The sequence below is a fragment of the Paenibacillus sp. RC67 genome (assembly GCF_030020805.1).
In the GTDB taxonomy this organism is placed as follows: domain Bacteria; phylum Bacillota; class Bacilli; order Paenibacillales; family NBRC-103111; genus Paenibacillus_S.
The window spans coordinates 4,390,132-4,417,131 of record NZ_CP125098.1; the positions used below are offsets into that span (position 1 = coordinate 4,390,132).

General features: G+C 44.9%; 28 protein-coding genes, 1 pseudogene and 1 riboswitch. Of the genes and pseudogenes, 7 read left to right on the forward strand and 22 right to left on the reverse strand.

Going from position 1 to position 27,000, the window contains the following annotated elements; all coding sequences use genetic code 11:
* Positions 1-9 precede the first annotated feature (9 nt).
* The 3 genes from QMA13_RS19950 to QMA13_RS19960 form a co-directional block, all read right to left on the reverse strand.
* The gene (locus QMA13_RS19950) at positions 10-1,053 is read right to left on the reverse strand and encodes a FecCD family ABC transporter permease (RefSeq protein ID WP_282935502.1); all 1,044 of its coding nucleotides are present in this window, start codon (positions 1,051-1,053) and stop codon (positions 10-12) included.
* Between the two features lies 1 nt (position 1,054).
* Positions 1,055-2,062, reverse strand: coding sequence for a FecCD family ABC transporter permease (locus QMA13_RS19955; protein WP_282935503.1), 1,008 nt, complete (start codon positions 2,060-2,062; stop codon positions 1,055-1,057).
* 200 nt (positions 2,063-2,262) lie between these two features.
* Positions 2,263-3,783 (reverse strand): carboxypeptidase M32, encoded by a 1,521-nt coding sequence (locus QMA13_RS19960; RefSeq protein WP_282935504.1) that lies wholly within the window; start codon positions 3,781-3,783, stop codon positions 2,263-2,265.
* Positions 3,784-3,915: 132 nt separating this feature from the next.
* Here QMA13_RS19960 and QMA13_RS19965 point away from each other — a divergent pair, with 132 nt between their 5' ends.
* Complete coding sequence (locus QMA13_RS19965) at positions 3,916-4,245, forward strand: iron-sulfur cluster biosynthesis family protein (RefSeq protein ID WP_282935505.1); 330 nt, start codon at positions 3,916-3,918, stop codon at positions 4,243-4,245.
* 75 nt (positions 4,246-4,320) lie between these two features.
* On the opposite strand, the gene QMA13_RS19970 is transcribed toward QMA13_RS19965, so the two are convergent.
* The 5 genes from QMA13_RS19970 to QMA13_RS19990 form a co-directional block, all read right to left on the reverse strand.
* Positions 4,321-4,875 carry a beta-class carbonic anhydrase gene (locus tag QMA13_RS19970; protein WP_282935506.1) on the reverse strand — a complete coding sequence of 185 codons (555 nt, stop codon included), beginning with the start codon at positions 4,873-4,875 and terminating at the stop codon, positions 4,321-4,323.
* A 148-nt stretch (positions 4,876-5,023) separates the two neighbouring features.
* Positions 5,024-5,626, reverse strand: a complete 603-nt coding sequence (locus QMA13_RS19975; protein ID WP_282935507.1) for a hypothetical protein — start codon at positions 5,624-5,626, stop codon at positions 5,024-5,026.
* A gap of 145 nt (positions 5,627-5,771) precedes the next feature.
* The gene (locus QMA13_RS19980; protein ID WP_282935508.1) at positions 5,772-7,211 is read right to left on the reverse strand and encodes a sensor histidine kinase; all 1,440 of its coding nucleotides are present in this window, start codon (positions 7,209-7,211) and stop codon (positions 5,772-5,774) included.
* The gene (locus tag QMA13_RS19985) at positions 7,204-7,944 is read right to left on the reverse strand and encodes a response regulator transcription factor (RefSeq protein WP_282935509.1); all 741 of its coding nucleotides are present in this window, start codon (positions 7,942-7,944) and stop codon (positions 7,204-7,206) included. Before QMA13_RS19985 ends, QMA13_RS19980 begins: the two co-directional genes overlap by 8 nt.
* A complete protein-coding gene (locus tag QMA13_RS19990; RefSeq protein ID WP_282935510.1) occupies positions 7,941-8,477 on the reverse strand; it encodes a DUF309 domain-containing protein in 537 nt (178 codons plus the stop codon). Before QMA13_RS19990 ends, QMA13_RS19985 begins: the two co-directional genes overlap by 4 nt.
* 153 nt (positions 8,478-8,630) lie before the next feature.
* Between QMA13_RS19990 and QMA13_RS19995 the strand changes: the two genes are divergently transcribed.
* The 3 genes from QMA13_RS19995 to QMA13_RS20005 all read left to right on the forward strand — a co-directional run bounded on the left by QMA13_RS19995 (position 8,631) and on the right by QMA13_RS20005 (position 11,484).
* Positions 8,631-9,068, forward strand: a complete 438-nt coding sequence (locus QMA13_RS19995) for a hypothetical protein (protein ID WP_282935511.1) — start codon at positions 8,631-8,633, stop codon at positions 9,066-9,068.
* Between the two features lie 27 nt (positions 9,069-9,095).
* Entirely contained in the window at positions 9,096-9,371 is a 276-nt protein-coding gene (locus QMA13_RS20000; protein WP_282935512.1) for a YxcD family protein, read from the forward strand.
* 175 nt (positions 9,372-9,546) lie between these two features.
* The gene (locus tag QMA13_RS20005; RefSeq protein WP_282935513.1) at positions 9,547-11,484 is read left to right on the forward strand and encodes a glycosyl hydrolase family 18 protein; all 1,938 of its coding nucleotides are present in this window, start codon (positions 9,547-9,549) and stop codon (positions 11,482-11,484) included.
* 73 nt (positions 11,485-11,557) lie between these two features.
* On the opposite strand, the gene QMA13_RS20010 is transcribed toward QMA13_RS20005, so the two are convergent.
* The 14 genes and pseudogenes from QMA13_RS20010 to QMA13_RS20070 form a co-directional block, all read right to left on the reverse strand.
* The gene (locus QMA13_RS20010) at positions 11,558-12,430 is read right to left on the reverse strand and encodes an energy-coupling factor ABC transporter ATP-binding protein (protein ID WP_282935514.1); all 873 of its coding nucleotides are present in this window, start codon (positions 12,428-12,430) and stop codon (positions 11,558-11,560) included.
* Positions 12,427-13,290 carry a cobalt ECF transporter T component CbiQ gene (cbiQ, locus tag QMA13_RS20015; RefSeq protein ID WP_282935515.1) on the reverse strand — a complete coding sequence of 288 codons (864 nt, stop codon included), beginning with the start codon at positions 13,288-13,290 and terminating at the stop codon, positions 12,427-12,429. The genes QMA13_RS20010 and cbiQ overlap by 4 nt, the downstream gene beginning before the upstream one ends.
* Positions 13,223-13,507 (reverse strand): energy-coupling factor ABC transporter substrate-binding protein, encoded by a 285-nt coding sequence (locus QMA13_RS20020; protein ID WP_282935516.1) that lies wholly within the window; start codon positions 13,505-13,507, stop codon positions 13,223-13,225. Before QMA13_RS20020 ends, cbiQ begins: the two co-directional genes overlap by 68 nt.
* Positions 13,504-14,271 carry an energy-coupling factor ABC transporter permease gene (locus QMA13_RS20025; protein WP_282935517.1) on the reverse strand — a complete coding sequence of 256 codons (768 nt, stop codon included), beginning with the start codon at positions 14,269-14,271 and terminating at the stop codon, positions 13,504-13,506. Before QMA13_RS20025 ends, QMA13_RS20020 begins: the two co-directional genes overlap by 4 nt.
* A gap of 144 nt (positions 14,272-14,415) precedes the next feature.
* A riboswitch (cobalamin riboswitch) is annotated at positions 14,416-14,603 on the reverse strand.
* 111 nt (positions 14,604-14,714) lie between these two features.
* Entirely contained in the window at positions 14,715-16,790 is a 2,076-nt protein-coding gene (locus tag QMA13_RS20030) for a thioredoxin domain-containing protein (RefSeq protein WP_282935518.1), read from the reverse strand.
* A 401-nt stretch (positions 16,791-17,191) separates the two neighbouring features.
* Positions 17,192-17,551 (reverse strand): GIY-YIG nuclease family protein, encoded by a 360-nt coding sequence (locus QMA13_RS20035; RefSeq protein ID WP_282935519.1) that lies wholly within the window; start codon positions 17,549-17,551, stop codon positions 17,192-17,194.
* A gap of 37 nt (positions 17,552-17,588) precedes the next feature.
* Positions 17,589-18,719, reverse strand: coding sequence for a vWA domain-containing protein (locus QMA13_RS20040; RefSeq protein ID WP_282935520.1), 1,131 nt, complete (start codon positions 18,717-18,719; stop codon positions 17,589-17,591).
* Entirely contained in the window at positions 18,688-19,794 is a 1,107-nt protein-coding gene (locus tag QMA13_RS20045) for an AAA family ATPase (RefSeq protein WP_282935521.1), read from the reverse strand. Before QMA13_RS20045 ends, QMA13_RS20040 begins: the two co-directional genes overlap by 32 nt.
* Before the next feature lie 27 nt (positions 19,795-19,821).
* A complete protein-coding gene (locus tag QMA13_RS20050; protein ID WP_282935522.1) occupies positions 19,822-20,301 on the reverse strand; it encodes a DUF6530 family protein in 480 nt (159 codons plus the stop codon).
* Between the two features lie 371 nt (positions 20,302-20,672).
* Positions 20,673-21,323 (reverse strand): DUF2306 domain-containing protein, encoded by a 651-nt coding sequence (locus tag QMA13_RS20055; protein WP_282935523.1) that lies wholly within the window; start codon positions 21,321-21,323, stop codon positions 20,673-20,675.
* Positions 21,324-21,491: 168 nt separating this feature from the next.
* Positions 21,492-21,653, reverse strand: a pseudogene (locus QMA13_RS36665) (NAD(P)H-binding protein); the annotation flags it as partial.
* A 76-nt stretch (positions 21,654-21,729) separates the two neighbouring features.
* On the reverse strand, positions 21,730-22,569 hold the full coding sequence (locus QMA13_RS20060) for an SGNH/GDSL hydrolase family protein (RefSeq protein ID WP_282935524.1): 840 nt from the start codon (positions 22,567-22,569) through the stop codon (positions 21,730-21,732).
* 55 nt (positions 22,570-22,624) lie between these two features.
* Positions 22,625-23,389: an SDR family NAD(P)-dependent oxidoreductase gene (locus tag QMA13_RS20065; RefSeq protein WP_282935525.1), complete on the reverse strand. Its 765-nt coding sequence runs from the start codon at positions 23,387-23,389 to the stop codon at positions 22,625-22,627.
* 36 nt (positions 23,390-23,425) lie between these two features.
* On the reverse strand, positions 23,426-23,779 hold the full coding sequence (locus QMA13_RS20070; RefSeq protein ID WP_282935526.1) for a DUF6220 domain-containing protein: 354 nt from the start codon (positions 23,777-23,779) through the stop codon (positions 23,426-23,428).
* 200 nt (positions 23,780-23,979) lie between these two features.
* Here QMA13_RS20070 and QMA13_RS20075 point away from each other — a divergent pair, with 200 nt between their 5' ends.
* The 3 genes from QMA13_RS20075 (at position 23,980) to QMA13_RS20085 (ending at position 26,983) form a co-directional block, all read left to right on the forward strand.
* Positions 23,980-24,672: a response regulator transcription factor gene (locus QMA13_RS20075; RefSeq protein WP_282935527.1), complete on the forward strand. Its 693-nt coding sequence runs from the start codon at positions 23,980-23,982 to the stop codon at positions 24,670-24,672.
* Positions 24,669-25,991, forward strand: coding sequence for a sensor histidine kinase (locus QMA13_RS20080; RefSeq protein WP_282935528.1), 1,323 nt, complete (start codon positions 24,669-24,671; stop codon positions 25,989-25,991). The genes QMA13_RS20075 and QMA13_RS20080 overlap by 4 nt, the downstream gene beginning before the upstream one ends.
* 104 nt (positions 25,992-26,095) lie before the next feature.
* Positions 26,096-26,983 (forward strand): fructose bisphosphate aldolase, encoded by an 888-nt coding sequence (locus QMA13_RS20085; RefSeq protein WP_282935529.1) that lies wholly within the window; start codon positions 26,096-26,098, stop codon positions 26,981-26,983.
* The last annotated feature ends 17 nt before the right edge of the window (positions 26,984-27,000 follow it).

A 27,000-nucleotide genomic window follows, 5' to 3' on the forward strand; every position in this document is an offset into this window, starting at 1 on the left:
CAATCGTCATCATGAATGGCGGTTTTTGTACAGCAAGTATACGAAGAATGGTGCGCCTATTACCGCCGTAAACACTCCTGCTGGAATATCTAGCGGTGAGAACAATGTTCTTGCCGCCAAATCGGCTACAAGTAAAATCAAAGAACCAATTAAAGCGGACACCGGTAATACGCCTCCAAATGCCGGCCCCACCATCTTGCGCGCGATATGCGGCGCCATTAACCCGATAAAACCAATGGCTCCACCTATGGCAACAGCGGCACCTGCTAAAGCAACACTGAGCAATATGAGCAGCGCCCGTTTGGCTTGAACCGCACTGCCGACCCCTGCTGCAATATCTTGACCTAGCTCCTGCACGTTTACCTCTCTCGCCATTAGCAACGCGATCGGGAGAAGAATAATGACCCATGGAAGCATGACCCACACATCTTTCTCCCAGGAAACACCATAGATGCTTCCTGTCAAAAAGGTCATCGATTTATTAGCCAAAATAACAGGTCCGGAAATCATCAGCATATACGAAATCGAGCTGTATGCCGACGACATCCCAATCCCGATCATAACCATGCGCAAGGGTGAAACACCCTTTTTCCAAGCCAGGATGTAAATGAGAAACGTAGATACGAAAGCGCCGATAATCGCAAATAACGGCAGCCATTGAATGCTCATTGTGCTTCCCAAAAAGAAAAAGAAGCATACGGCGCCAAGCGAAGCGCCTCCTGTGATCCCTACAATGTCCGGTGACGCCAATGGATTACGGATCAGCCCTTGAAGTATCGCACCGGAGACTGCTAGCGACGCACCAACTAAAACAGCGATAATCATCCGCGGCAGCCGAAGCGAATGCACGATAACGGTTTGCGTATCCGCACCAACACCCAACAGCACCTTAATTACCTCAATAGGAGTAACTTTAACAGAGCCAACACCTGTTCCGATGATGAATACAATCGCATTGGCGATAACCAACCCTAGAATGACCCACAGCATCCTTTTACTTACCAGAAAAGAGAACGCTGATTTTTTCCCTCGAACTGTCAAATATTTGCTCATTCTACGATCTCCCTCCTTTGCGTGCAATATACACGAAGAAAGGAACGCCGAGCAATGCAGTGACAACCCCTACAGGTACTTCCTTCGGCATCGCAATAAATCTAGAGCCCAAGTCGGCAACAAGAATCAGTATCGCACCAAGTACTGCGCAATAAGGCACGATCCAGCGATAATCGTTTCCTACCAGATAACGGGCTATATGAGGGATGATAATGCCTACAAATACGACAGGGCCTGCTACGGCAACCGAGCCTCCTGCCAAAATAACAATGATGACCGCAGCCGCGAGTTTTATGTAAGCTGTTCTTTGACCTAGACCTTTGGCTACATCGTCGCCCATGGCCAAAATATTAATATGACGGGCTAAAATCAGTGCTCCTATAAGAGCTATAACGATATAAGGAGTAACAGCGCCCAACATACGCAGCTCTCTTCCCGCAACCGAACCGACAAGCCAAATCAATACTTGATCGAATGCTTTACCATTTGTAAGCAATACCCCTTGCGTTAAGGAGGAGAAAAATGCCGTAACGGCCGAGCCCGCCAAAGTGACCTTCACTGGCGTCAAACCGTCTCTCCCAAGGGACCCCATCAAATATACGATACCCGCACTTACCGCAGCACCTAAAAAAGCAACCCAAGTTAGTGTCATCATGGATGCCGAGGGTCCGAACCCTACCAGCAGCACGATGAAAAACGCAGCCCCCGAATTAACCCCGAAAATACTTGGCGATGCGAGCGGATTACGTGTCAGCGCCTGCATGTAAGAACCTGCAACCGCCAGACTGGCACCTACTGCAATAGCAATCAGTGCACGTGGCACCCTTGCCGTTTGAATAATAAGATGCTCATTCGTCCCGTTGAACGCCGTATAAGCTTCTACTACCGTTTTCCAAGAATAATTATTGACTCCAAACATAATGCTGCATGCGCATGAGACAGCACATAAAAGAATAAAAAAGATAAGTCCTGCCGATTTGGCCTTCGTGGTCTGAAATAAAGCTTTCATTAAGATCCTCTTCTGTCTCTCTAGTAATTTAATAAGGAAAAATAGCTCTTTTTCATTCTATGAGAATCGTTATCAATTGTCAATGAGTTTGAAAATCATTATCACAATTTTATGCAAAAAGAAGCTCGTAAGAGACCAAACATCTTAAGTCTCTTCGGGCTTCTCTTGGAATTCGGAAATTCTCCCTTTATATGGATGTATTACAGTTTGTAAATATCTTTGTATTTCTCGGTCAAGTAATCCACCAAATAATCAGGATTCAGCTCTTCACCGGTCACTTGCAGTATAATTTCATTCGGGGTAAGCTCTTTGCCGTACTTGTATATCTTATCCGTTAACCATTCCTTGATTGGGATAAGCTTGCCGCTCTCGATCAGTTGATCCATATCAGGCAACTCCTTACGAAGCGTTCTCATAATTTGAGCGCCATACATATTGCCGAGCGCATAGGATGGGAAATAACCGAAGGAGCCCCCTGCCCAATGAACATCCTGAAGTACTCCTTCACCATCATTGGCTGGTGCCACGCCAAGGTACTCTTTGTACTTCTCGTTCCACAGCTCAGGCAGATCAGCGACACTAACACTTTCACTGAACAATGCCTTCTCAATTTCATAGCGAATCATGATGTGAAGATTATAAGTCAGCTCATCCGCTTCGATACGAATCAAGGACGGCTTCACTTCATTCGTTGCCCGATAAAAATCCTCGACAGATACGTTATCAAACTGCCCGGCGTAATTGTTTTGCAAATCACCGTAATAGCGTTTCCAGAACGGACGGCTGCGACCGATCATATTTTCCCAAAAACGCGACTGCGATTCATGAATCCCCATGGACGTACCGGTACACAGAGGCGTACCTATTAGTTCCGCAGAAATGTTTTGTTCATATAATGCATGTCCGCCTTCATGAATTGTACCGAATAGAGCACTATTCACGTCATCCAGCAAATAGCGTGTGGTAATTCTGACGTCTCCAGGGTTCAAGCCCGTAGCGAAAGGATGTACCGTCTCATCCAAACGTCCTGCTTCAAAGTCATAGCCCATTTGATCAAGGATGAACAGACTGAACTTCTTCTGTTTCTCTTTCTCAAACATTTGTCTTAGAAAACCGGTAGCAGGCTTGTTCGAGGACTGCTGTATCGCAGCCAAGAGAGGCACTACTTTCTCACGAAGGGCTCCAAATACTTCATCCAGCTTAGCAACGGTCATCCCAGGCTCGTACATGTCCAGCAATGTATTGTATTTATGTCCTTCATAGCCCCATAGCTTAATAAATTCAAGGTTGGTCGCTACGATCTTCTCCAAATAAGGCTGGAACATCTTATAGTCGGATGCCTCTTTAGCCTCTTCCCACACTGATTCCGCTTGTGAAGTAAGCACAACGTATTCTTGATGCAATTTTTGCGGTATTTTTTTGCTGCGGTCATATTCCTTCTTGCATTCATTTACAATAATTTGGTCAGTTCGGTTCAGCTTGCCATATGTATTCGGTTCGTTGAAATACTCCAGCATCTCTCCCATTTGCTCGGATACGGAAAGTGCGAAATATTCCCCGGACAGCATTCCTACTACCTCAGAGCGTGTCCCTATCCCTTTCTTAGGCGCGCCCGTCCTCATATCCCAATACAAGAGACCGATGGCTTCCTCGTAGCTTTTCATTTTCTTCAAATATTCCTTGAACTCTGCCAGCTTCTGTTCAAATCCTTGTGCGACCATTGGACAGCACCCCTTTCAAAGCGATTAACTAAATCATACTTCGTCTGGAAAAGAGAAGCAACTGACTCGCATTCTAGAGGTTCGAAGGGTTCTATGGTAAACTTAACATGTCGGAAAAGGAGAGGACAAACCATGCAAATTACATTCACAGAACAAGCTGTGGAGCAAATTAAGAAACACCAAATGAAAGGTCAAGAAAAGCTTAAGCTGGTTTTTGATTCGGAAGGCTGCGGATGCGCTGTGAGCGGTGTTCCGACTTTATGGATTATGCAACAAGCTGGAGAGCGTGACCTGCATGCTGAGGGTACACCGTACGAAGTTCTGTATGAGAAAAAACATGAGGTGTATTTCGAAGATCGAATGACTCTGGATTACCGTGAAAACGGCGGCTATGTTCTGAAAAGCAGCGGTCAAATCTATAACGCCAACATGCGTTTGATAGATAAGAGAGCCCAACAATAAACAGACAGGACGGCGCGACCAGATTCTTCGACGCTTACTTCATGCATCGAAGCTGGTCGTGCACTGCCTATACAGTTATTCTGCGGATACGACATCCAGTTTGCCTGTTGCCGGATCAATAATTAAACCGTGAACAGGAATATCTGGCACAAGCGGATGATGTTTAATCGTATTAACGCTGTTTTTGACACTTTCCGCTACATCGTCAAACCCTCTTAACCATCTTTCGAGATGAAGACCGGAATATTCCAGGGTCTTAATGGTTTCCTCTTTAATTCCCCGCTCAATGAACTTCTGCTTGGTAGCTTCCGGATTCAAGTGACTCATACCGCAATCGTAATGACCGATAACGAACACTTCATCAGCGCCCAGCTCATAAATAGCAACGATCAAGCTTCGCATAATCCCTCCGAATGGAGTCGATACGACGCCACCCGCGGCTTTGATCATTTTCACATCACCGTTCTTGATGTTCATACTTGCTGGCAGAAGCTCAATTAATCGAGTATCCATGCAAGTTAAAATAACAAACTTCTTATCTGGAAATTTGGACGTCAGGTAAGGTTCGTATTTCTTTTCCTCCACAAATACCCGATTGTACTCAAGAATATCCTGTAGTAATTTACTCATCGAACATCCACACCTCTTTATTTATCCGAATTACAGTAACGGTCTATTTAGATTGTCCTGTGAGAATAACTTTATCGCTTTTCAGCGTTATTTTCAAGAAGAAATAGTCATGAAAGCTCTTTCGTTCTCGCTTTATTTCAACCTTTCTTCATTCTTGCGTTCTATTTTCCAATAAATGGATCAATCTTTGTTCTACGTTGTTAGACTTTTTGAGTGGGGAACTGTAGGTCAATTCTGAGCTTGAATCATCATTCCGGTTACCTTGCTGTGACGGATCTTGGTGCTGATCTTGATATTGCTCTTGTTCTTGTCGACGAAGCTGAAATTCACGAACCATACGTTCCCTTTCCTCTCGGTCCAGCTTGTCCCGTTCTTTAATTTCCTTCTGTATATGCTCATGCATGCTTTTTTGATAATTAATGACAAATAGTCTTTGATCAACCGTCAGAATGCTCACAATAATTTGCTGATCGGCCAGAGTTAGTCCGCCTTCGCTCGTATTGTGCTTAACTGCGGGCAGCAGCTCCTCAGCTTGTTTCTTATTTATGACCAGATGATCTTGCTTATCCATCTGAATTAGACTTTGGAATAAAATGACCATTTCCCGTTCCATATCGCTCTGAACTTCTTCTTGCTTCAATAACGAGGCGGATTGCGAAGACGGCTTGACCGCTTCTTTCCTTATACAACCAGTCAGTATAACGGCTGCTATGCAAATCCAAACCCCTACCTGAGCGAAACGAGTGAACATAAGCCACCCCCTATCAAGGACATGAAGAATCCTGTTCGAACGAGTGGATTAATCCAAGAAAAAAATCCCATCTCATTCGTATAGAGACAGGATACTTTCTAACTTTGATGAAATTATGAGAGATTTGTGAAAATTATGTAAAAAATCATCCATTCTCATCACTCAAAGGGAACGTCAATTTGAAATCGGTACCTGCTCCCAGTCTACTGGTTACGCCTATGGTACCTTTCATTCCGCTGACTAGATGTCTAACAATCGTAAGACCGAGCCCCGTCCCTCCTGATGCTGAAGTTCGTGAATGCTCTACTTTATAAAATCGATCCCAGATGCGGTGAAGCTGCTCTTGCTCCATTCCGATTCCAGTGTCCCTTACCCAAACGACGGCCTGATCGTCTTCCTCAACTAATTCCACTATGATGATCCCGCCCGGCGGCGTAAATTGAATGGCATTGTAGATCAAGTTTTGCATGATCTGAATGAATCGATCCGCATCCAATTCGACAATGACTGGCTGATCCTTGTCAGGCAGCAGCTCCTGCAGCACCAGTTGTTTATCCTGAATAGGGGTTCTCATTAACATAAGAACGTGTCCAATCACTTCATTGAGCGAGATAGGTCTCGTCTGGAACACATCGCTGCCGTTTTGAATACGCGCCAAATCCAGCAGATCGTTCACAAGCCGCTGCAGACGCTGCACCTCGTTGTCGCATATTTTTAGATAATGATCGTACTTATCCTCCGGTATGACCTTATCATTCATCGCAATAATGAAACCGCGTAAAGTCGTCAGAGGAGATCTGAGCTCGTGAGACACGTTAGCCAGAAAATCCTGACGCGCATCTTCCCATTGTACCAGCTGATCGACCATGAAATTAAAGCTTTTGGCAAGCTCACCGACTTCATCACCTGAAGTAACAGGAACCCGAGTAGAGAAATCGCCTCCCGCTACCTCAAGCGCAGCACGGTTCATTTGCTGTAAAGGCCCTGCAAGCTTACGAGATAATATGAACAGTATGATCGCAACGGCAATCAAGGAGAACACTAGCGGCACGATAATATTCCATCGGACTGCAGCCAAGGCCTCACTAACCTCCAGAATCGGTACGTTCAAAAAAATGACGATGGGCTGTCCATTCATTTGCGCCGGCGCATAATACGTCAATATACCTTCGCGCGGCCGATGCTCGAACTTATACTGTCCTGCAACAAAGCCCGTTTGCCCCTTCAATCCCTCGATAAACAAACTGTCCATCGCATTGGGAATGACACTTCCTTCCCGTTCCGAGGAGCCGTTCAATATATTCCCTTTGGCGTCTATCAGCCACACCTGACCGTTGATGCTTCGAGAAATAATCCTTATGCCGAAACGCAGCTCGCGAGTCGAGATCGTCCCGTCTGCAACTGAAGGCAGCAGCTTGGTGACCTCCGTCATCCGGGAGGAAAGCAAATCTTTCTTATCCTTATATAACAGATCCGTAAAATAACTGTTCCAGAACAGCGCCAGACCAATAAAAAATAAAATACAGGTCGCTAAAAACGACAAAAAGATTTTAATATAGAAGCTGCGATACCATCGCTTAACCATGACGGGATACCTCGAAAGAGTATCCTATGCCCCATAACGTTTGAATGGCCCATTCCGGATTAGTGCCGAGCTTCTTACGCAAATTTTTGACGTGAGCATCGACCGTACGTGTACCGCCGCTGAAATCAAAGTTCCATACATAGCCAAGCAAATCTTCTCTAGAGTAAACTCTTCCTGGATTGGATGCCAAAAAATGCAGCAGCTCAATCTCTTTGGGCGTCAGATCTACTCGCTCTCCCCCGATGGTTACTTTATACTGCTCTGGATCGACCATTAAAGTTCCGATACGCAGCATTGTTTTCATATTTTTCATGGAGGCGGCTATATTGGAAGCGTTCTGTGCTTGCGTTCTGCGCAGGACAGCCTTGATTCGTGCAATAAGCTCATTCGGATCGAACGGCTTAACAATATAGTCGTCCACCCCCAAATTAAAGGCTCTCAGCTTATCAATCGATTCTCCCTTGGCCGTTAAAAATATGATTGGAGTTCTGGATAGCGGTCCAGGGTCGTTGCGAATATCACTGCACAGCTCGAAGCCTGACTTATCCGGCAGCATGACATCCAGTAATATAATATCTGGAGCCTGCTCCCGAATCATCTGCATCACTTCATTGCCTCTATACACTATAAAAGGCTCATATCCGGCATGCTCCAGATAAAGCCGGATCACTTCAACAATATTCGGCTCATCGTCCACAACGACCACTTTGCCAAGCTTTGTAAGATTGGTCATGACGTTCTACCTCGCTGCTGCGCTTTAGTCATTCGGCTTTGCTCCCGCTCGGCAATGACAGAGCTCCGGTCCCGCAATTTATGCTTATGAATGACGAACGTATTGGAAAAGTCGCTCTGACATTGCCAATGTAAGCTGCTCTCCGTACAACGCTTAACGCATTCTGACACGAGTTCAGTATCCGTCAATGGCAAATTCAAATCCTCATAGTTTGTATTGGAATTAGACATCTGGCTCAGGCGCTCCTGCAGCAATTTTTTGAGTACTACTGGATCAAGACCAAGCGCCAACATCCCGTCGTTGGTCAGATTGTTGATGGCGCTGGCCATCATTTTCTGCGCTCCCTTTAAGTTGTTTCTCCGCTGGTGGTACAATGCAACGGCTATTTGGATTAGCCCGACGTAGCATAAGGCAAGCGGATCTCCAGGATGCTCCTTCCAATATTCTTCCATAACCTCATGACATTCAAAATAATCGCGTTCCGCATGAAAATAAATTAAATAATCAATATAAGCTTGAGGATATGATGACATAAACAACCGCCTCTTGTAGTTGAATAATAGTTTTCCTAATATTTTATAGTTCCATTGTACCAAGAAGGGATAAAAACTGAAACCTTTGTCCAGATTATTCGTAGTAACTTATAGAAACGATATTTTTACAATATGACTTGGAGGGTCAAGACTATGTGGAAACGATTAACGATCATCATGATGGCTTGTGCCGTCGCCTTCTCGTTCAGTGCGGTAGGCGTTGCGGACGCTGCTAAGTACAAGTCGCCGAAGAAGAGCTTCAGCCCGAGCAATTCGACTCAAACACCGAATAGCGGTGTGAACAAGAGTGAGCCTGCTCCATCGAAGCAGACAACCAACGGAGCAACTAACCCAACTACGGCTAAGAAACCTGGATTTTTCAGCGGTGGCGGCTTCATGAAGGGAATGCTCATCGGCGGACTAGCCGGTATGCTGTTTGGCGGTTTGTTCGGCAACATGGGGATGCTTGGAAATATTCTTGGACTTCTGATCAACATCATGGCGATCTTTGCATTGATTGCGATTGTGGTCAAGCTGGTTCAATATTTCCGAGACAAACGCAAATTGAACAATCAGCCTAAACAATATTAATCTGAAAGAAATGTCGAGGTCCGTACAATGAGATTATCCGAACAAGATATTATTAATGCGATTTGCATTCATTTTAGTGAGCGTAAGCAAATCCAGCCTAACCAGGTTGAAGTTGAATTAATGTTTGACGATGATTACGGCTTTTCGGCGGAAGTATTCGCAGAAGGCAGAAGTCAAATTATTATCGCTGCTAATATGCTTGAAGCAATCGAAAGATACTTGTTAACCCAAATGAACATCCGGGTATTCCGCGATCAAATTCATCTCAAATTGGAAGATGAGATCGTAGCGGATATCGCCTAACAACTCCCCCCTTGCAGACGGTATCTTAGCCGCTCGCAAGGGGGTTTTTTGTATGCTGTTTTGCCGTAAAAAAGCCTTTTTTTCCTGCGAATCTATGTTTCTACTAATTACCAACGCAACTTCTTAGGTAGGTTGTGCGTTTAATAGGATAGATTTAGTAGAAAGAGGCTGATGCATGTTGAAACGCAAGACCGTACTGATCGTATCCGTCATGGCATTATTTCTATCTTCCGCCGGATCGGCTATGGCTGCTGCGGACAAAACGTCCAAGTACCGTGTCTATCAGGATGACCGAATTTTATTGGAAACATCAGACTATAAGTCTGCGGAGAACTATGCTAAACAATTTACCAGCAGCCACGTAGAAGATATTTCTTCCCGTAAATGGCTGTGGAACAACTATCCGCGCTATAAAGTATACCAAAATGGCAAAAGCAGCTCCTCCTGGGAGTTCGCTACGTTAGATCAGGCCAAACGTGAAGCGGCCAATTGGACACATGCAAGTATACGGGACTTGCAATCGGATGGCTGGGTATGGAATAACTATCCCAAATACCAGGTTTATCAAGGCGATGCGACCATGTCGTCATGGGAATTTGCAACCCTAAACGATGCCAAAGCAGAAGCAAGCAAATGGGGAAATGCACATATCATTGATTTAACCACTCATCAGTGGGTATGGGATAACCTATCGGCATCGTCCAAAACCGAACTGCGTGCTTCAAGTGACCGAATCTATAAAGTCTATCAAGGAACGAGTACAAATGACGACTGGTCGTTTGCTTACTTGGAAGATGCTATTAACGAATCCCTTAAATGGTCCAATTCGACTGTTATAAACAGTACTAAGGGCAATCAAATCGTATTTTCCAATGTGAAAACTTATAAGGTGTATCAATACAGCCAGTATCTGGACTCATTCCTGAACGTAGACGACGCGATTCGTTACGCTCAGCAGTTCTCCCATACGAATATCGTTAACGATGATCCATCCAATTCTGGTTCCAAGCCTGTCATTTGGTCTAATTATCCTTATTATCAGGTTTATCAAAGCGATAGCTGGATTTCCGATTCATCGAGTCTTACTAATGCACTTAATTATGCAATGGGCTACAGCAATGCATCTATTCGCTTGCTGGATGACGGAACCAAAATATGGGACAACTTCAGCAAGCTGCAATTTTGGGGTTGGAACGGAAGCTCTAGCAACGATACGATACGAAGTCAAGTCAATACTACATCTGGACTGGATGTCGTCTCTCCGACTTATTTCACGTTGGCGGATGCTTCTGGCGGGTTAACGGATACTTCGAACAAGGATACTGTCGCTTGGCTCAAGAGCCAAGGGTATGCGGTACAACCGCTCGTAAGCAATCAGTTTGATGCTTCGCTCACTACGCAATTTTTATCAAACGCAAGCGCTCAGACCAAATTCATTAATGCGCTCGTTACTAAAGCAGCTTCGCTTGGCGTGAACGGCCTGAACATCGATTTTGAGAGCTTGTCAGGCAAAGATCGCGCAGCCTACACTGCATTTATTCAAAAATTAACGGATGCCGCTCACCAAAAAGGTCTTCTAATCTCCATCGACCTTCCACGCGGCAGCGTAAAATGGAATGCGCAAACTGCTTTTGACCATGAGAAGCTTGCTAATATTGTCGACTATATCATTACGATGACCTATGACCAGTATTGGAAAGGAAGTACAGAAGCCGGTTCAGTAGCTGGTCTCCAGTGGGTTGAGGAAGGGATTCAAGAGTTTCTCTCCTACGGCATCTCACGTGATAAACTCATTATCGGTATCCCATTCTATGTCCGTGAGTGGCAAATCGATAGCGCAGGCAACCTCGTGAATAATCGGGCGCTGTTGATGAAAGATTTGCCTGCTCTTATGGCAAGCAAGAATGCAACTAAAACATGGGATGATACATTCAAGCAGTATCGGGTTGAGTACACTCAAGATGGGTATACTTACGTGTTCTGGCTGGAAAATGAAGATACGGTCAAAGCTCGTCTCGAATTGGCGAAGAAATACAATCTTGCCGGTGTTGCCGCTTGGCGCTTAGGCTATGATACCTCCGACTTGTGGAAAACGATGATTCAAGAAAAATAACCGTTATATACCGAAAAAAGCTCCAATCGATGCGATAGTTTATCTTCGCCATTCGTTTGGGGCTTTTCTCGTTTTATTCTACTTTTGCTCCTGCAGAGTGGCTAAATAAAGAGGCAGTATTTTCTTCCATAAACTGTTTAAAAGACCTCACATCACGGGGAGCGTTCTTCCCCTGCCTCACGGATTCAGGCATTGCATTCCATATGTCCAGCAAAATGGGCTGCTCCAAGCCGAGCAACTCCAGCTCCTCTTCATGGCTGAATACTTCATAAGGGGTACCTTCCCTTACACACTGTCCCTTATCCATGACCAGTACCCAATCTGCCCAAGCATAAGCTAAATTCATATCATGAGTAGCCATGACGACCGTAATGCCTTGTTGATGAATACGATCAAGCTCCTCTATCAGCTGCTGCTCGGATCGCCTGTCCAAATAAGCGGTCGGCTCGTCCAGAAGCAGCAGTTCCGGTTCCAGCACTAAAACCCCTGCCAGAGCGACCCGTTTCTTTTGCCCCAAACTCAAGTGATGTATCGGCTTCTCAGCCAAATGCTCAATCCCCATGGATGCGAGCATCTGCTCTGTTCGTCTGTTGATCTCTTGCTCAGGGAAACCGGCATTACGCATACCGTATGATATATCCTCTAAGGGTGTGTTCAAAATAATCTGCTGTTCAGGGTCCTGAAACACAAGCCCTACCTGCTGCCTAAGCTGCTTCAAGGTATTACGATCATACTGGAGAGGTGAGCCCTTCCAAGCAAGATGACCTTCCGTTGGACGATGAATGCCTATGGCTTGAAGAAAAAAGGTCGATTTGCCGGAGCCGTTATGACCACAAATCGCTGTTTTGGTACCCTCAGGGATCTTCATGTTCAAATTCCGAAGCGCTTGCGAATTCGTCCCTGGGTAGCTGTAGCTCAATGCCTGCGCTTCCATTATCGATTTCATCCCATTTCCCTCCATCTAAGCAAACATTCTATTATTAGGAGCAATACAACTCCGATGCAGCTCTCCCACTTGTAGCGTGTTGGCACATGACCTCCCCGGTATGGCGCCATTCGAATATCTTCAGTAAAGCCCCTCGATATCATCCCGTTCGCCAAGCCTTGATAGCGCTGCATCGTTTTGGCAAACATCCGAACGATTAATATGGCCGTATCTTTCAGCCTGCCTTTAAACCCTTGCTGTCCTCCTCTAGCCCGCTGGGCCCTATACATGTCATGTGCTGTATCCAAGAGAAGGAACAGGAATCGGTATGTAATCAGCATGATTTCTAATACCAATGACGGCATACGTAGTTTCTTCATAACCTGAAACAGCTCCGACATAGGGGTTGTCAGAATTAATAATAACGATGCGGATAAGCACGCGATGATTCGGCATACGAGCTTAACTGCCAGCTGCAATCCTGTTGGATTCAAGTACAACGTCCAGTGGGAAAAGGTAAATAGCACCCATCCATGGCCGCCGCCCTGCTCTGTATCAAGTGAATGAATTTCTATCAAAATGGCAGGCAAGCTTGTCACGAATAACAGCAAAGAACTGCATAGCAAAATGAAATATAACGAAAGAGGAACCTTCGCATAGGCAGCGATCCAAAGCGATATCCAGACAAACAACACAAGCTGAACGACCGGGTGTGCTATATAGGACAATAGGATCAATAGAGCAGCGAAACCGCTCTTCCACATGGGAGAAACGGCTCGCAGCTCATTGCTATAAGATATAACGTCGATCTGTCTAATCATTGGATCGTTTGGTTGCTCTTCCTTTAAATAAGCCGATGGTATATCCGATAAACCCGGCACCCAAGGCAGCCTGCAAAGCAAACAGCATGCTCTCCGTTTCCGGAGGCGGTTCAATCAATGAGGAGAACCATGGTTCATAGGATGGATGCAGTGTTTTGATCATTTCCTCAGCCGCATCGTCGGCACCACCGAAATCACCTTTTACAAATAAAAGAGGCAGCGCAGCCATTAAGACTACGGCAGCCAGAATTAACATATTTTTCGAGCTGGTTTTCATGATTCGCGAGCTCCTTTCATTTTGCGTTGAATAAGGGACAATTCATTAGAGCTATAGGCTTGAAGCCAGTTCCAAATCAATACGGTGAGAAGACCTTCACTGATGGCCAACGGGATTTGCGTGATTGCGAAAATGCCTCCGAATTTGAGAAAAGATGCCGCAAACCCGCCCTGTTCGGCTGGAAAAGCCAGTGCCAATTGTATCGAAGTGACTACATAGGTAGATAAATCCGCCATCGCTGCTGCGGTGAATATAGACCACTTTTGCTTACCTGTTGCTTGCATCATCCATCTGTACACAAAATAACCTACGACGGGTCCTGCTAGAGCCATGGAGAACGCATTAGCACCCAATGTAGTTAATCCGCCATGTGCGAGCAGCAATGCTTGAAACAACAATACAATAGAACCTAATACGCTCATCGGCAATGGGCCGAACATAACGGCTCCTAGCCCTGTTCCTGTCGGATGGGAGCTGCTGCCTGTTACCGAAGGGATTTTAAGAGCGGATAGCACAAATGTGAAAGCTCCTGCCAAGCCCAACATAATTTTGAGTTCGGGTGTTTCCTTTGTAATTTTGATTAACGCGCGCAAACCGAGAATAAAAAACGGAATAAACACTACCCACCAGAAGACAGCCCAGCCTAGTGGCAGAAAGCCCTCCATAATGTGCATGGCATATGCCGATTGCGGATCATTAACTAGCAAGTACAGTGTAAAACCTAACACTAGAAGCAACGAACTGCCCCATTTTCTCTTACTCATCCGATACATCCTCCAATATCATTTTTGGTAAAACAAAAAAAACCTATCCTGCAGGATAGGTGTTGGGTACGCAGTTAAAAACGACAACAGCTCATACCTTTGTCGATTCACTCTTCGTACACCTCTCCTTTCCGCGAAGGGATTTGGGTGCATACAAATTAGGTAGGTCTCCTGGCTCACGGATCGACGCGTCTTTCGCCTTCCCCGGTCGTTAAACCGAGTGGCATTTTGAAAGAAACTCCCCGTATACAGTGGCGGGACCGCTCGGGATTTGCACCCGATTCCCTGTTACCCTTTGTCTTCACAAAGGCACCTAATTGATATTCACGATTCAATACTATTAGTACAACTATTATTCTTTCGTTAAAGAAATCAAATCTCCTTCCTTATATACAAAAAAACCTCCTTGATCGAAAAATGAATTTCCATCAAGAAGGCCTATCTTATTGAGGAAGCAGCGCTTCCTTGAATTCTTCAATATCCGTTGTCGGTGAATAACAAGCAAAGTTCTCGCAAACATACACCGTTGGCCTTCCGCCTATAGCCTGCTTGTCTTGAACTAAAGGAATCAATTCGCGAACCTTCTCTCCCTCTTCCCCTGTTGGAACCAGGAATACTAAGGTATGGGGTCTGAAGCCTTGACGTGCCGCGGCAATCATCTCCGTTGTAGTATTGGATTGAAGATCGCCTGCAATGACAATTTCGCTTGAAGGGCTATAGGCATAATCCAGAGCTATCAGGAACATCGAATGACCTGTCGGATAGCGCTCAATAGAGCCTGCAAAGGCTTGTAATTGCCTCTCGGCAATCTGCGACAACCTTGCGTCATAGGTCAGCTTGGACAGCTTCAAGAAGTTCATCGCCGCTACAGCATTCCCGGAAGGAAGTGCACCGTCATAAATCTCTTTGTTCCGCGTGAATAATTGCTCACTGTCGCTTCCATAGAAGAATAATCCTCCATTCTCCTCATCCCAGAACAACTCAATCATCTGTTCGTTCAGCTCAACAGCCAGCTTCAAAAACTCCAGCTCAAAAGACGCCTCATACAGCTCAATAAGTCCCCATACCATGAAAGCATAGTCATCCAAATAGGCAGCGAACGCCGCTTCTCCATCCCGGTACCTTGCTAGTAGCCTTCCATCCGGACGCCTTATCTTGGAGATGATAAAGCGAGCCGAACGAGCTGCCGCCTCCAGATATTGTGGACGTTCCAGTACCTTATAGCCTTTAGCCAGCGCCATAATCATAAGCCCGTTCCAGGAGGTTAACACTTTGTCATCCTTACCCGGATGGACACGCTGTTCGCGATAGCTGAACAACGTTTGGCGGCATCTTTCGATGGTTCGAGTCAATTCATCAAGTTTCAGCCCCTTGAGCCGCGCGTACATCTCCACATCATGCTGGATTAAGTTAGGGATGCTGTGACCTTCAAAATTGCCTTCCTCTGTAATATCGTACAAATCGCAATAAAGCTCGCCTTCCTCATCACCTAACACTTGCAATATTTCTTCCGGCTTCCAGACGTAAAACTTCCCTTCATGTCCTTCCGAATCCGCATCCTCCGCTGAATAGAAGCCCCCTTCAGGGTCTGTCATATCACGAAGCACATAAGTGAAGATCTCCTCTGCCGTGTGGGAATACTTCGTTTGCCCAGTTAACTGGTATGCTTCCAAATAAGTCCAGGCGAGAAGCGCATTATCATACAACATTTTCTCAAAATGCGGTACCATCCAGCGCTCATCAACAGAATATCTGGCAAACCCAAAGCCGATGTGGTCGTACATCCCGCCGCGCTGCATCGCATCAAGCGTCTTCTCTACCATTTGCAGAGCAGACTCCTTGCCGGTTCGATGGTAATATCGCAGCAAAAACGAGAAATTATGTGAAGTTGGAAACTTAGGAGCATCACCAAATCCGCCGAACGACGGGTCGAAGACTTCCTCGAACTGAGCAAAGGCTTGGTCGAGTGTCTGCTCCGAAACCTCACCCTTCAAGTTAGAGAGCATCCGCTGTTCCACATCCGTCACGATTTGATCGCTGGTCTCAACCATCCGCTCCCTATCTTCCTTCCACTTGCCCGCCAGCTGCGGCAAAATGTTCATCAGCCCGTGACGTCCGTAACGACGGTTTTTGGGATAATAGGTCCCTGCGAAAAACGGCTTCTTATCCGGAGTCATAATAATCGTAAGCGGCCATCCGCCCTGCCCTGTCATTGCTTGACATACGGTCATGTACAGATGATCCACATCGGGTCTTTCTTCACGATCTACCTTGATCGATATGTAATGTTCATTTAATATTGTGGCTACTTCGTCGTCCTCGAACGATTCGTGTGCCATGACGTGGCACCAATGGCAAGTGGAATAGCCGATAGATAAGAAGACAGGTTTGTTTTCCTGTTTTGCTTTGTCAAAAGCTTCTTCAGACCAAGGGAACCAGTCAACTGGGTTGAGAGCATGCTGCAACAAGTAAGGTGATTTTTCCTTAGCTAGTCTATTGGGTTTATTGTGAGTTGTCATGGTCTTCACCTCTTTTCGATGGATTTATTAGTATAACACTTAAAAATATATTTTTCCCAAATGTGCAGGAAAAACTATAGCTCTGTTACACTATCAATCATTTTATTCATTCTTCCCTTCGGTCACCTCAAAACTTCAACATTACATCGTTCTGTGAAACCTGTTGACTTGATGCTGAAGTAAGCTCATTGTTCGAAGACATAGCCCCCCTTCTTGATTCCTGGAATAATTTTCTTTTCAATATTTTGAGTTTAGCATAGCCTGATAAAAAGAAAAAACCTTTGCTTTGAAAGCCAAAGGTTTCCTAATTCCAATCTATTGAATGCCTCTTGACCACACAGAAACCAGTCAACGGGGTATATACGAGTTGGTGCAAATACAGACTTAACATGGTCTAACAATTATCTCATTGTCGGCTTATTATATCCCTTATCTCCATAAGGCTGCAATTTCTCCAGCCACCGCTTTTCCAATTGCTTGACCTCCCAGCGAACGTCGGTGACTCCGTCAGCTTCCTTCTCCTCTAGAACCTCATAGGTGAAATTCTCAGCCCCATATTCCTTCCAGTCCTTTTGAAGCTGGGAATTTGCAAACCTGCCCATATCCAGTTGAGCCTGTAGGGTCAACCATTTGTTTTTAAGATTGGGATAGCTATCTATATAAATTTTACCGTTTGCCTTATTCACTATTTGGATTGCACCCATGTAGGTCTTAATCTGCTTGTATTCCTCTTGAAGCTCCCTACGCTTGTTCTTGTCCATGATTTCCTCTCCTTCCGCGTCCATTAGATGACTACAATCACAAATACCGAGAGATAATCCGAACTAGCTTTGCAGGCAGCTCAATTAGATTGGTAATATCCAAATATCTCTCATTCCCATAGATTTGATTAATCACTTCCTTGTCCTGGCCTATGGCGGCTGCAAGAAAAGTAATTCCTTTCCGTTCATACTCGGTTATGGTCTGCTGCATGTCTTTGATTGCATAATTTCCGGTATAGTCATCCATGGCTTTGGGCTGCCCATCACTTATACTGATCAATAATTTGGTCTGTTGGGGTGCGGCCGCTAATCGATCTGCCATAATTCTAAGTGCCATCCCATCGCGATTATTACTTCGGGCTCGAATCCCCATAAGTCTATATCGATCATTGGAATCGGTTTTCTCCCAATCGGTATACGCATAAATCGACATCTGCTCCAGCTTGGAAGCATCCGCTGTATCCCCGTAAATCATTATCGGGATTTGACATAGCTGACAAAACTCATACACGGCTATCACCGCACGTTTGGCAGCTTCCAATCTCCCAAAAGCCGCCATGGAAGCTGACTCATCTACTCTCACACCGACCACAAGAGAAGGAGATTCTGTTGGAGGAAGTTTTTTGGCAAAATACCTAAAATCCTTATAAGCCACACTATCCGCTTGAAATTTGCTGCCATAGTATTGATTTCTCGCAAATTCGGCTGATGTTTCATGCTCCAATAACGGAAGTGTCTTCCTAGCAATCTCCCGTACGACAGGCATTAGCTCCTTACTTAGACTGTCATATTCCTCCCGAGCTTCCCTATCGTACTCCGGACGGTGAACGATGAGCTTAACCCCTTTATGAATGGAATCGGACACAACCTCCCTTGCGTCGCGATTCAGCTTTTTACGGAAATCCCGCTCTTTTTGTTGCGCTTCTTCTGACATGGATTCAGGATTGGCCTGATGATATTTGGGAGTACCATTCTCCCCCCTATCTGAACTTTCCATATCAGTAGAAGCATCAGAAGCATCGGATGTACTTTCATCACTTTCCGCAGATTTTCTTAAAGCGATGCCTTGTTCCTCTTCCTTGCCATGCTCAAAATCAGAATCGTCAATATTTCCCCATGTTCTTATCTCTATCTCGTCAAAAATTCTTTTTTTTACATTCAATATCAACTTTTTCTAGACCAACTAACAAACCATGGCTTTTCAGTGCTTCCTCCAATAGTTTGATTTCATCGGAATCGGTTGTTATCTTGTAGATGACTTTATGATAAAGGGATTCTTTCGCTGAAGCACCTGCAGCAACCGCATCCGCCCAATAGAAAAATGAACGCATACCCGCCACACCTTTTATTGCATTGACCCTCGCTGTCTTGTCTAGAACAATAATAATATCTGCTAAAACATCCAATACCGCTGCATCCCTATAACCGGTTTTGGACATTGCCCGCTCAACCATGATTTCTTTGGTTGGCAGATCCATCTTTTCCGTATGCTGAACTCTGTCACGCAGTGCTTCGTTTAACGGTCTGGTTCCTGCATAACTGCGGTTCGTTGTGATTACAGCTATGAAGTCTGGGTGTCTGCGTATGATTTCTGTAGGTAGGTTAATGCTGCCATCCAGCTCTAAAGCTGAGTTAAGTGCCATTAGCACCGCGGCATCCCGAATCACGGTTGGTTCTTGGATTTCCAGAAGATAGCCTTTTTGATAGGCTCTGACGATTTCAGAAGGGTAGAATCGATACTCAACCACTTCTTCCTCGGTGTTCTGTTCAATCCTTTTCAGTAATTGTTTCATCTTTAAGACTGCCTGTTCCTGCGTAACTCCGAGCACGTTCATCAATACTTCGGCTGCGCTTTGAAAACCATCGCTTTCATATAATGTCTTTAAAATAACTTGATCCGAATGTTCCATCTTTTCTATTCGTTCCGATGAAATAACCGGTAAAATAGCCCCAATAATATCGGATTTATCCATATCGGCAAAACAGGTCACTTTCGTATAGGGCAGACCAAAATCAGAAGACAATGCTTTGGCAAGCTGTGTTTTACCAGAACCTGCGTCACCCTCTAAGAGAATATTGGCAATTTTCATTTCCCCGCGATTCCAGTTGCGCTTTATTTCTTGGCATATACGCATTTCTTCTACACTGACCTTATGAGATAGCGGCTTTTTCCAAATAAGTTCTTTTTCTATATCTGTCCATTGTCTTGTTGGTGACAAAACAAATTCTTCTTGGTCGTTCATCCTAGTTCTCCTCTCCGACGAACTCTCTTAGTACCCCATTTCTTTTAATAGCCTGGATAATACACGAAGACGTTCGCCAATCATTTCGCCATCATCATTAAGTGCTTGAGCGAACAGCTTAATATCGTTATCAATCATGGGATTTTCTGCGCAGACGGACACACTCATAGCATCCCCTTGCAGCCCAATACGGTCAATCATCGTGTTATCTGGGTCATACATTTTCGGGAAGCGATAGGCATCCTGAAAATATAAATTGCTTCTGCAAATCAAAATAGCAAGATCAAGAACACGATGCATAGGCAGCTCTTCGGACTGTCTTGACCATTTCTCCCCTGTGTATCTCCACACTTTGGCCGAGATATCTACTTTCCCTCTATCATTCCACTGTGCCAGACCCAGGGATAGTCCTTTTGCATCTGTGTTCCCTGCGTATCGGCCATCAACCTGCTCATAATTTTCAGATACGACAACAGGCTTATGTTTTAAAGTCGTTGGTATTTTCATTTTTTTCCACTCTCTCCATTTGATATTTATGTTTTGAATTACTGACTTACTTATTTAGTGATTTACTAAATTACTAATTTACTAAATATGAAATTATCATACCCATCATTTCTTCATCTGTCAATCCGGTTAAATGTCCAATATCTTCTATTAGGTTTAGAAAATGGAGAATTTAATGGTCCCATCACGGTTTATCCTTCATTAGGGTTTACTTCGAGATGGTTAATATTCTTATCTTTGAACAATGTATATCCTAGGTATGCGTTAACCCTTCCTTTTATTTTCTATGATCAGAACACAAATGACCCGTAAAATGATCACTTTTATTAAGTGTCCATTCGGGTCACAGCTCTTACAAATATTTAAATTTTCTACCGTTTATTGAAACAATTTACTATCATCCATTCGGCAATTATAATATTAGCGACCAAACCAATCCATATATTGACTTCGAGGACCTGGTTCAGAATAGGCTCGACACCTTGGAACGGTATGCCCCGGTGTAATAAGAGATAGATCAGTAGACATAACGGAGTCACAATCCGCGCACTTGCGGCGACAAGGGTAATGGCATAGTTGCGGATCATCCACACGCCGTGAGCCTCAAAGCTTTTTTTCCTGGCTGCTCGATATCCCTTCCATCCTGTAAATAGCCATAACGCTACCAAGGTCAAAAATGCCATTTGCCGGATATAGCTTGACGTATACATCCCTACAACCAATCCTGTTACACTGCCCATGGCTACGAATCCCAGATAGAATCGACCGATTCTACGGTGGACTTGCGGTCGATTGGTCCGCAGACCAGGAAGAAATTGCAACCACCCCATAATTAGAGCTAAAAACGATGCAAAAATATGGACAAGCAGCAGCGGATAATGAAGACTAAACGAAGCGTTAAGCGATACTCGACTTTGCCCGGGATCAAATAAGACATATGGGGCTATCGCAAATCCGGCGGCACCTAGCGTAAGCACAACAATAATTTTCCACACGACCCGGATTTTGTTGTCAGCCATCATCTTTCCCCTGCAACCTGCGATGCAATTGCCCATCCGATCCTGTTCAACATTTTGCTCCCCCTTCTAATCGTTCTAATTCATATGTGGTACATCATCTTTCCCAATTTATCGGATATTTCAACACATGACGATGAATCCGAGACCGACTTTATCATGTAGTCGGCCAAGTCAGCACGCGAAATGCCTCGCACTGACACCGAGAGCAGATAAGACCGCATCTTTGCCTGCTAACCATTGGCTGAACGATGACAGGTCAAGGACATTCCCTCTGACGATCTCCAATCGTTCATTCCGAATATCAACTGCCTCGGGCTTACGAGCGATTACGGTAACTTCATACCCAACTGGATTGCTTGTTTAATTACTTCACGACCGGTGCCGCCCGTAGCTCCGAATACAAGAATTTTCATCTCTCGGTACCCCCAGTAAGACTTTCAACAAGCCATCGTACTATGGCTTTATGTCCGTCAATTGTTGGATGGAGTCCATCCACCCCTATGAATTTCGCCAACGCTGGTTGCCCAAATCCGGCTTGCGTATCTACGACGGGGTCAGGCATATTGCGAATCATTTCGCCAATAGAGATGATGTCTTCGTTGCGCCAACTTAATTGCCCCATCTGAAAGTATGGATTTGCGGCAATTCGCTCTTCATCGAAAGTTGGAGGTGTAATCCACACCCATTGAGCTTTGGTGCGCGCGGCGGCTACCCGCCGAATCTCGTTTAAGTTTTTATCGATTTCTTCTAAGCTGAGTAGCGTTTTGGTTGACTCGGGACCAATACGCAGCGCATCGTTACTCCCGATCATGCAAAGGATCCAATTCGGTTGTTTGGCCACAATACCGCTCAACCGACCTAGTATTTGGGATGAGGTGTTGCCAGATATCCCTTCATTGATTAGGCGTATCTTGTCCTGTGGTCTCTGCAGTTCAAGCAAGTGCCTGAGAATTTCAAACCACGAGTGCAGATCATCTGTCGTGCTTTCGCCTACTGCAATAACCGTTTCGCCCGCTTTGAACGGCAGCCGGTCAATCTGATCTGCAAAATCAGGGTACTCCAGCAGCTGCTCTGCTGCTTCTTTCACTTGACGAACTATCTGCCCTTTGACGTTCAGATACATTTCCAAATCCATACCGTAAATGGCTGCTAATAATTTGTCGTCGAGATGACGCGCAAAGCTCAGCAGCTTTTCGGGATGCTGCATTTGAATAAGTTTGGCCCATTGTGGGTTTAATGGAGGTTTCATCCGTTACGATTCTCCTTTTTTACACGATTCTCTTCATTCATACTGAACGAACGGTTTATCGCATGAACATGCCACCGTTGATTTCGATCGTTTCTCCTGTCACGAAAGAGGAAAGACTAGAAGCCAGAAACAGTACCCCATTGGCCACATCTTCTGGAAGTCCCTCCCTCCTTAATGGGATGCCGGCAATAATGTTCTTGCGGATTTCCTCCGTTTTGAACCGATCGTTCGAAGTGTTGGCAATCACACCGGGAGAAATGGCGTTTACTCGAATCCCTTTGCTGGCGTATTCCTTTGCAATGTTTTTCGTAAAAGTGAGCATCGCTCCTTTAGCTGCTGCATACATCGCGACGCCAGGACCTCCGCCGTTATGCGCTGCGAGCGAAGCAATATTCACGATATTGCCTCCTCCCTTTTCCATCATTGCAGGAAGTACGGCTTTGGATAAGAACACGCAAGATTTGAAGTTGACATCTAACATCTCGTTGTAGTAATCCTCCGTCAGTTCAATTAATGGAACCCGATGGCTCATCTGGCCTGCATTATTAACCAGAATGTCTATAGAAGCGCCGAATGCGGTTTGAACCTGAATCACTAAGGAGTTAATCTGATCAAGCTCTGTAAGATCAGCATGAAAGGCTGCAGCGTTTCCCCCTGACTCACGAATAACACGAACTGTCTCGTCTGCTCCTCCCCTATTCCTGAAGTAATGGATGGCGACGATCGCTCCGCTGGATGCAAGCCGTTGAGCGATCGCGCTTCCGATGCCTCCACTTCCTCCCGTTACGAGTACCAATTGTCCGTCTAAATGCAAGTTCATCGTTATCCCTCCCTGTAAATTAGTTTCTGGAATGCACTAAGATGCTTTTTTTACCATTCTGACTGAGCCCCAAAACAGCAGCAATGCGATTACTGGGTGAAGCGCAGCGATCACACCCGTTGATGAGAAAACTTGAATCGTCAGAAATTGAAACACGATTAGCGCAAATAATCCAAGACTGATCCAGCGTTTGAGCCCCTTAACATCACTAACAAAAGTTAGCAGGAACATAATTAGTGGAACTAAAGCGAACATCTTCACAAACGATTTGTGCACTGACCAATTTGCAGCTTCCGAAAAGGTTGCCATCCCAGCAATGAAGACTTGCATCACAATACAAGCCAAAAATATCCAAGCCAATATTTTAAAAATGAGGCCGCCTACTTGCAATGTTTAATTCCTCCCCTCATAGTGATTTCGTGTATTCAACATTTCCTACAATAACCTTCGAGTATCACAAAACACGCACTGAAAAAGTCACAAAACAATCAACGAACAGTTACAATCTAGTCAATCGGACCTTGATCGATGAATGATATGCTACAATAATGCCAACTCATTTTTTACTTTTGGTAGTTGGAGGAAACGACATGAATATCAAACGCACGGTATTGATCGTTGATGATGATAAAGAAATCGTGGAGTTAATGAAGGATTTTCTCGAGGATGAAAAGTTTGAAGTCATCGAAGCGTATAACGCCGCCCAAGCGATAGCTGTAATGGACCGTATTTCCATCGATTGCATCCTAATGGATGTTATGATGCCTGGCCAGAGCGGATTGGAGCTTTGCAGGCAAATTAGGAAAACGCAAGACACACCTATCCTTTTCCTTAGCGCAAGAGGTGAAGATGTGGACAAAATACGAGGGCTCAGCATTGGCGGTGACGATTATATCGTGAAATCAGCAACGCCCGAGGAAGTTGTGGCTCGTATTAAAGCCGTGCTCCGCCGCTACGATAAACATGAAAAAGGGCTCATGCTTGAGCTTGACTTCGGCCGACTTGTCCTAGATATAAAAGCACATGAAGCAAGAATTGACGGGCTTCCGATTCCAATGACCCCCAAAGAGTTCGAGATCCTTTGCTTATTCGCAGAGTACCCGCGTCAAGTATTCACGTATGAACAGTTACTGCAGCGCTTCTGGGAGGGGATCGGTGATAAGCATTCCGTGACCGTTCATATTGGTAGAATTCGTGAGAAAATTGAAGAAGACCCTAGAAAACCAATGTTTATTACTAATGTTTGGGGCGTGGGTTATCGATTCGAAGGGGTGCGTAAATGAAAGCGCTCCGGATACGTCAATGGATGTTGATCGGCATGCTCATTATCCTTATCCTTCCGCGGTTGTTTTATGAAATTCCAGGTCTCTTCGATCGTTATGTATTGGAGAACACCAAGCTTCAACAGCAGCAGACGGCCTTGGACACATTGGTACAGGAGGTTAGCGAAGCAGACATTACTCATTGGCGTAATCCGAGCTGGCAGGAAGCACTGGAAAAAAGGAGCACCACCTCGAATTTTGGAATCATTTTACTCGATTCTTCAAGCAATGAAATCTATCAATCCTTCCCTTCTGGATCAGAAGCAACCATGTATCGAGAATTAATCTTCATGGAAAATGGCCATTTGAGTGGGAAAGCCCTATTCTATGTTCCTAAACATACAAGCGAATTGGCGACAGCATTGGCGATTGTAGCTGGATTATGCGCTATTCTATTTATCGGATGGCAGATGGGAAGGGTTGTCGTGAAGCCTTTGGAAGCAATGAGCGCCGCGGCTAGACGAATCGCAAGTGGTGATCTGGATTTTCACCTTCCTAAATCTACCGTGTTGGAAGTAGCGGATGTACGTTCAGCTTTCCATGCAATGGGCAATGGGCTTCGGGAATCTCTAATTCGTCAGTCTGAACTAGAAGAAGAAAGACGCTTCTTCATTAGCTCGATTGCACATGACTTAAGGACACCATTATTTACTTTGCGAGGGTTCTTAACGAGATTGGAACGTGGACTGGTAAGCCATCCGGAGAAGGCTTCAAGATATGCAGCAATTTGCAGCAAAAAGGCCGAACAGTTAGAGCGTCTAGTATCGGATCTTTTTTCTTACAGCCAACTGACTTCATTGAATCAAAGTTTGCGACTAGAGTCGCTGAATATAGGAGCTCTTTTCACAGATATGGTTACCGAATATTTGCCAACAGCCAAGGAAAGAGAAATAGATTTGGTGTACGATGCCTCTACAGAGGAATGTAATCTTTATGGTGATGCTCATATGCTAAGGCGAGCGATCGGCAATTTGATCGATAATGCCCTTCGTTATACAAAGAGGAACAGCGTCATTACCATCCACATGCATGTGGAGTCAACACGAGTCCTCTTCTCAATTGAAGATTCGGGTCCAGGAATTTCCGAGCATGATTTGCCTCATATTTTTGAAGCGTTCTACCGGGGCGATGACTCGAGGAATCCGGAATACGGCGGTACCGGGCTTGGACTTACGATTGCGCAACGTATTCTAAAAGCACACCATGGTGATCTCACAGTTCGGAATAGCGTTCAGACGGGGGGCGCAATTTTTACAGGGTGGATGGAGCTTGTCTCATAAAGTAGCAACTCGTATTAATGGGTAATGTATGCTTGCAATAAAAAGTGCTATAATAAAAGGATTCAAGATTCCAATAAGTTCACCAAAGGGAAGGAGAAACATTTATGAATACACAGCAATTGGATCGAATCCGTACTGGAAAGGGCTTTATAGCCGCCTTAGATCAAAGCGGGGGAAGTACTCCTAAAGCTCTGCTGCAATATGGCATTAAAGAAAGCAGCTATTCCAATGAAGAAGAGATGTATGCTTTGGTTCACGAGATGAGAACACGTATTATAAAGAGTTTCGCGTTTGATTCCCAGCACATTTTAGGTGCGATTTTATTTGAGAACACGATGGATCGTTTGATTGACGGGCAGTTTACTGCCGATTATCTTTGGGAGAAGAAAGGCATTGTACCTTTTCTGAAAGTGGACAAAGGGCTTGCCGATCTTGAAGATGGAGTTCAGGTCATGAAGCCCATCCCCGGCTTAATCGACCTTCTGAAGCGTGCGAACCAAAGAAACATCTTCGGGACAAAAATGCGCTCGCTGATTAAGGAAGCCAATCCTGCTGGAATCAAAAAAGTCGTTGAACAACAGTTCGCTATCGGTAAACAAATTGTCGAGATGGGATTGGTTCCGATTATCGAACCGGAAGTGGATATCTACAGTGGGGATAAAGAAACAGCAGAAAAGCTATTAAAGGATGAAATTTTTGCGCATTTATCCACCCTTGGCAAAGACGTGAAGGTTATGCTTAAACTCTCCATACCGACGGAAAATAATTTTTACAGAGATTTAATGGAGGATCCGCACGTGGTACGGATTGTGGCTCTGTCAGGCGGCTACACTCAAGCGGAAGCAAACGAAAAGCTCGCACATAATCATGGATTGATCGCCAGTTTCTCTCGTGCCTTATCGCAAGGACTAACTGCTGAGCAAACAGACGAAGAATTCAACACTTTGCTGTCTAAATCCATTCAGGATATATATGAAGCCTCTATCAAATAGAGAGCACATATGATTCA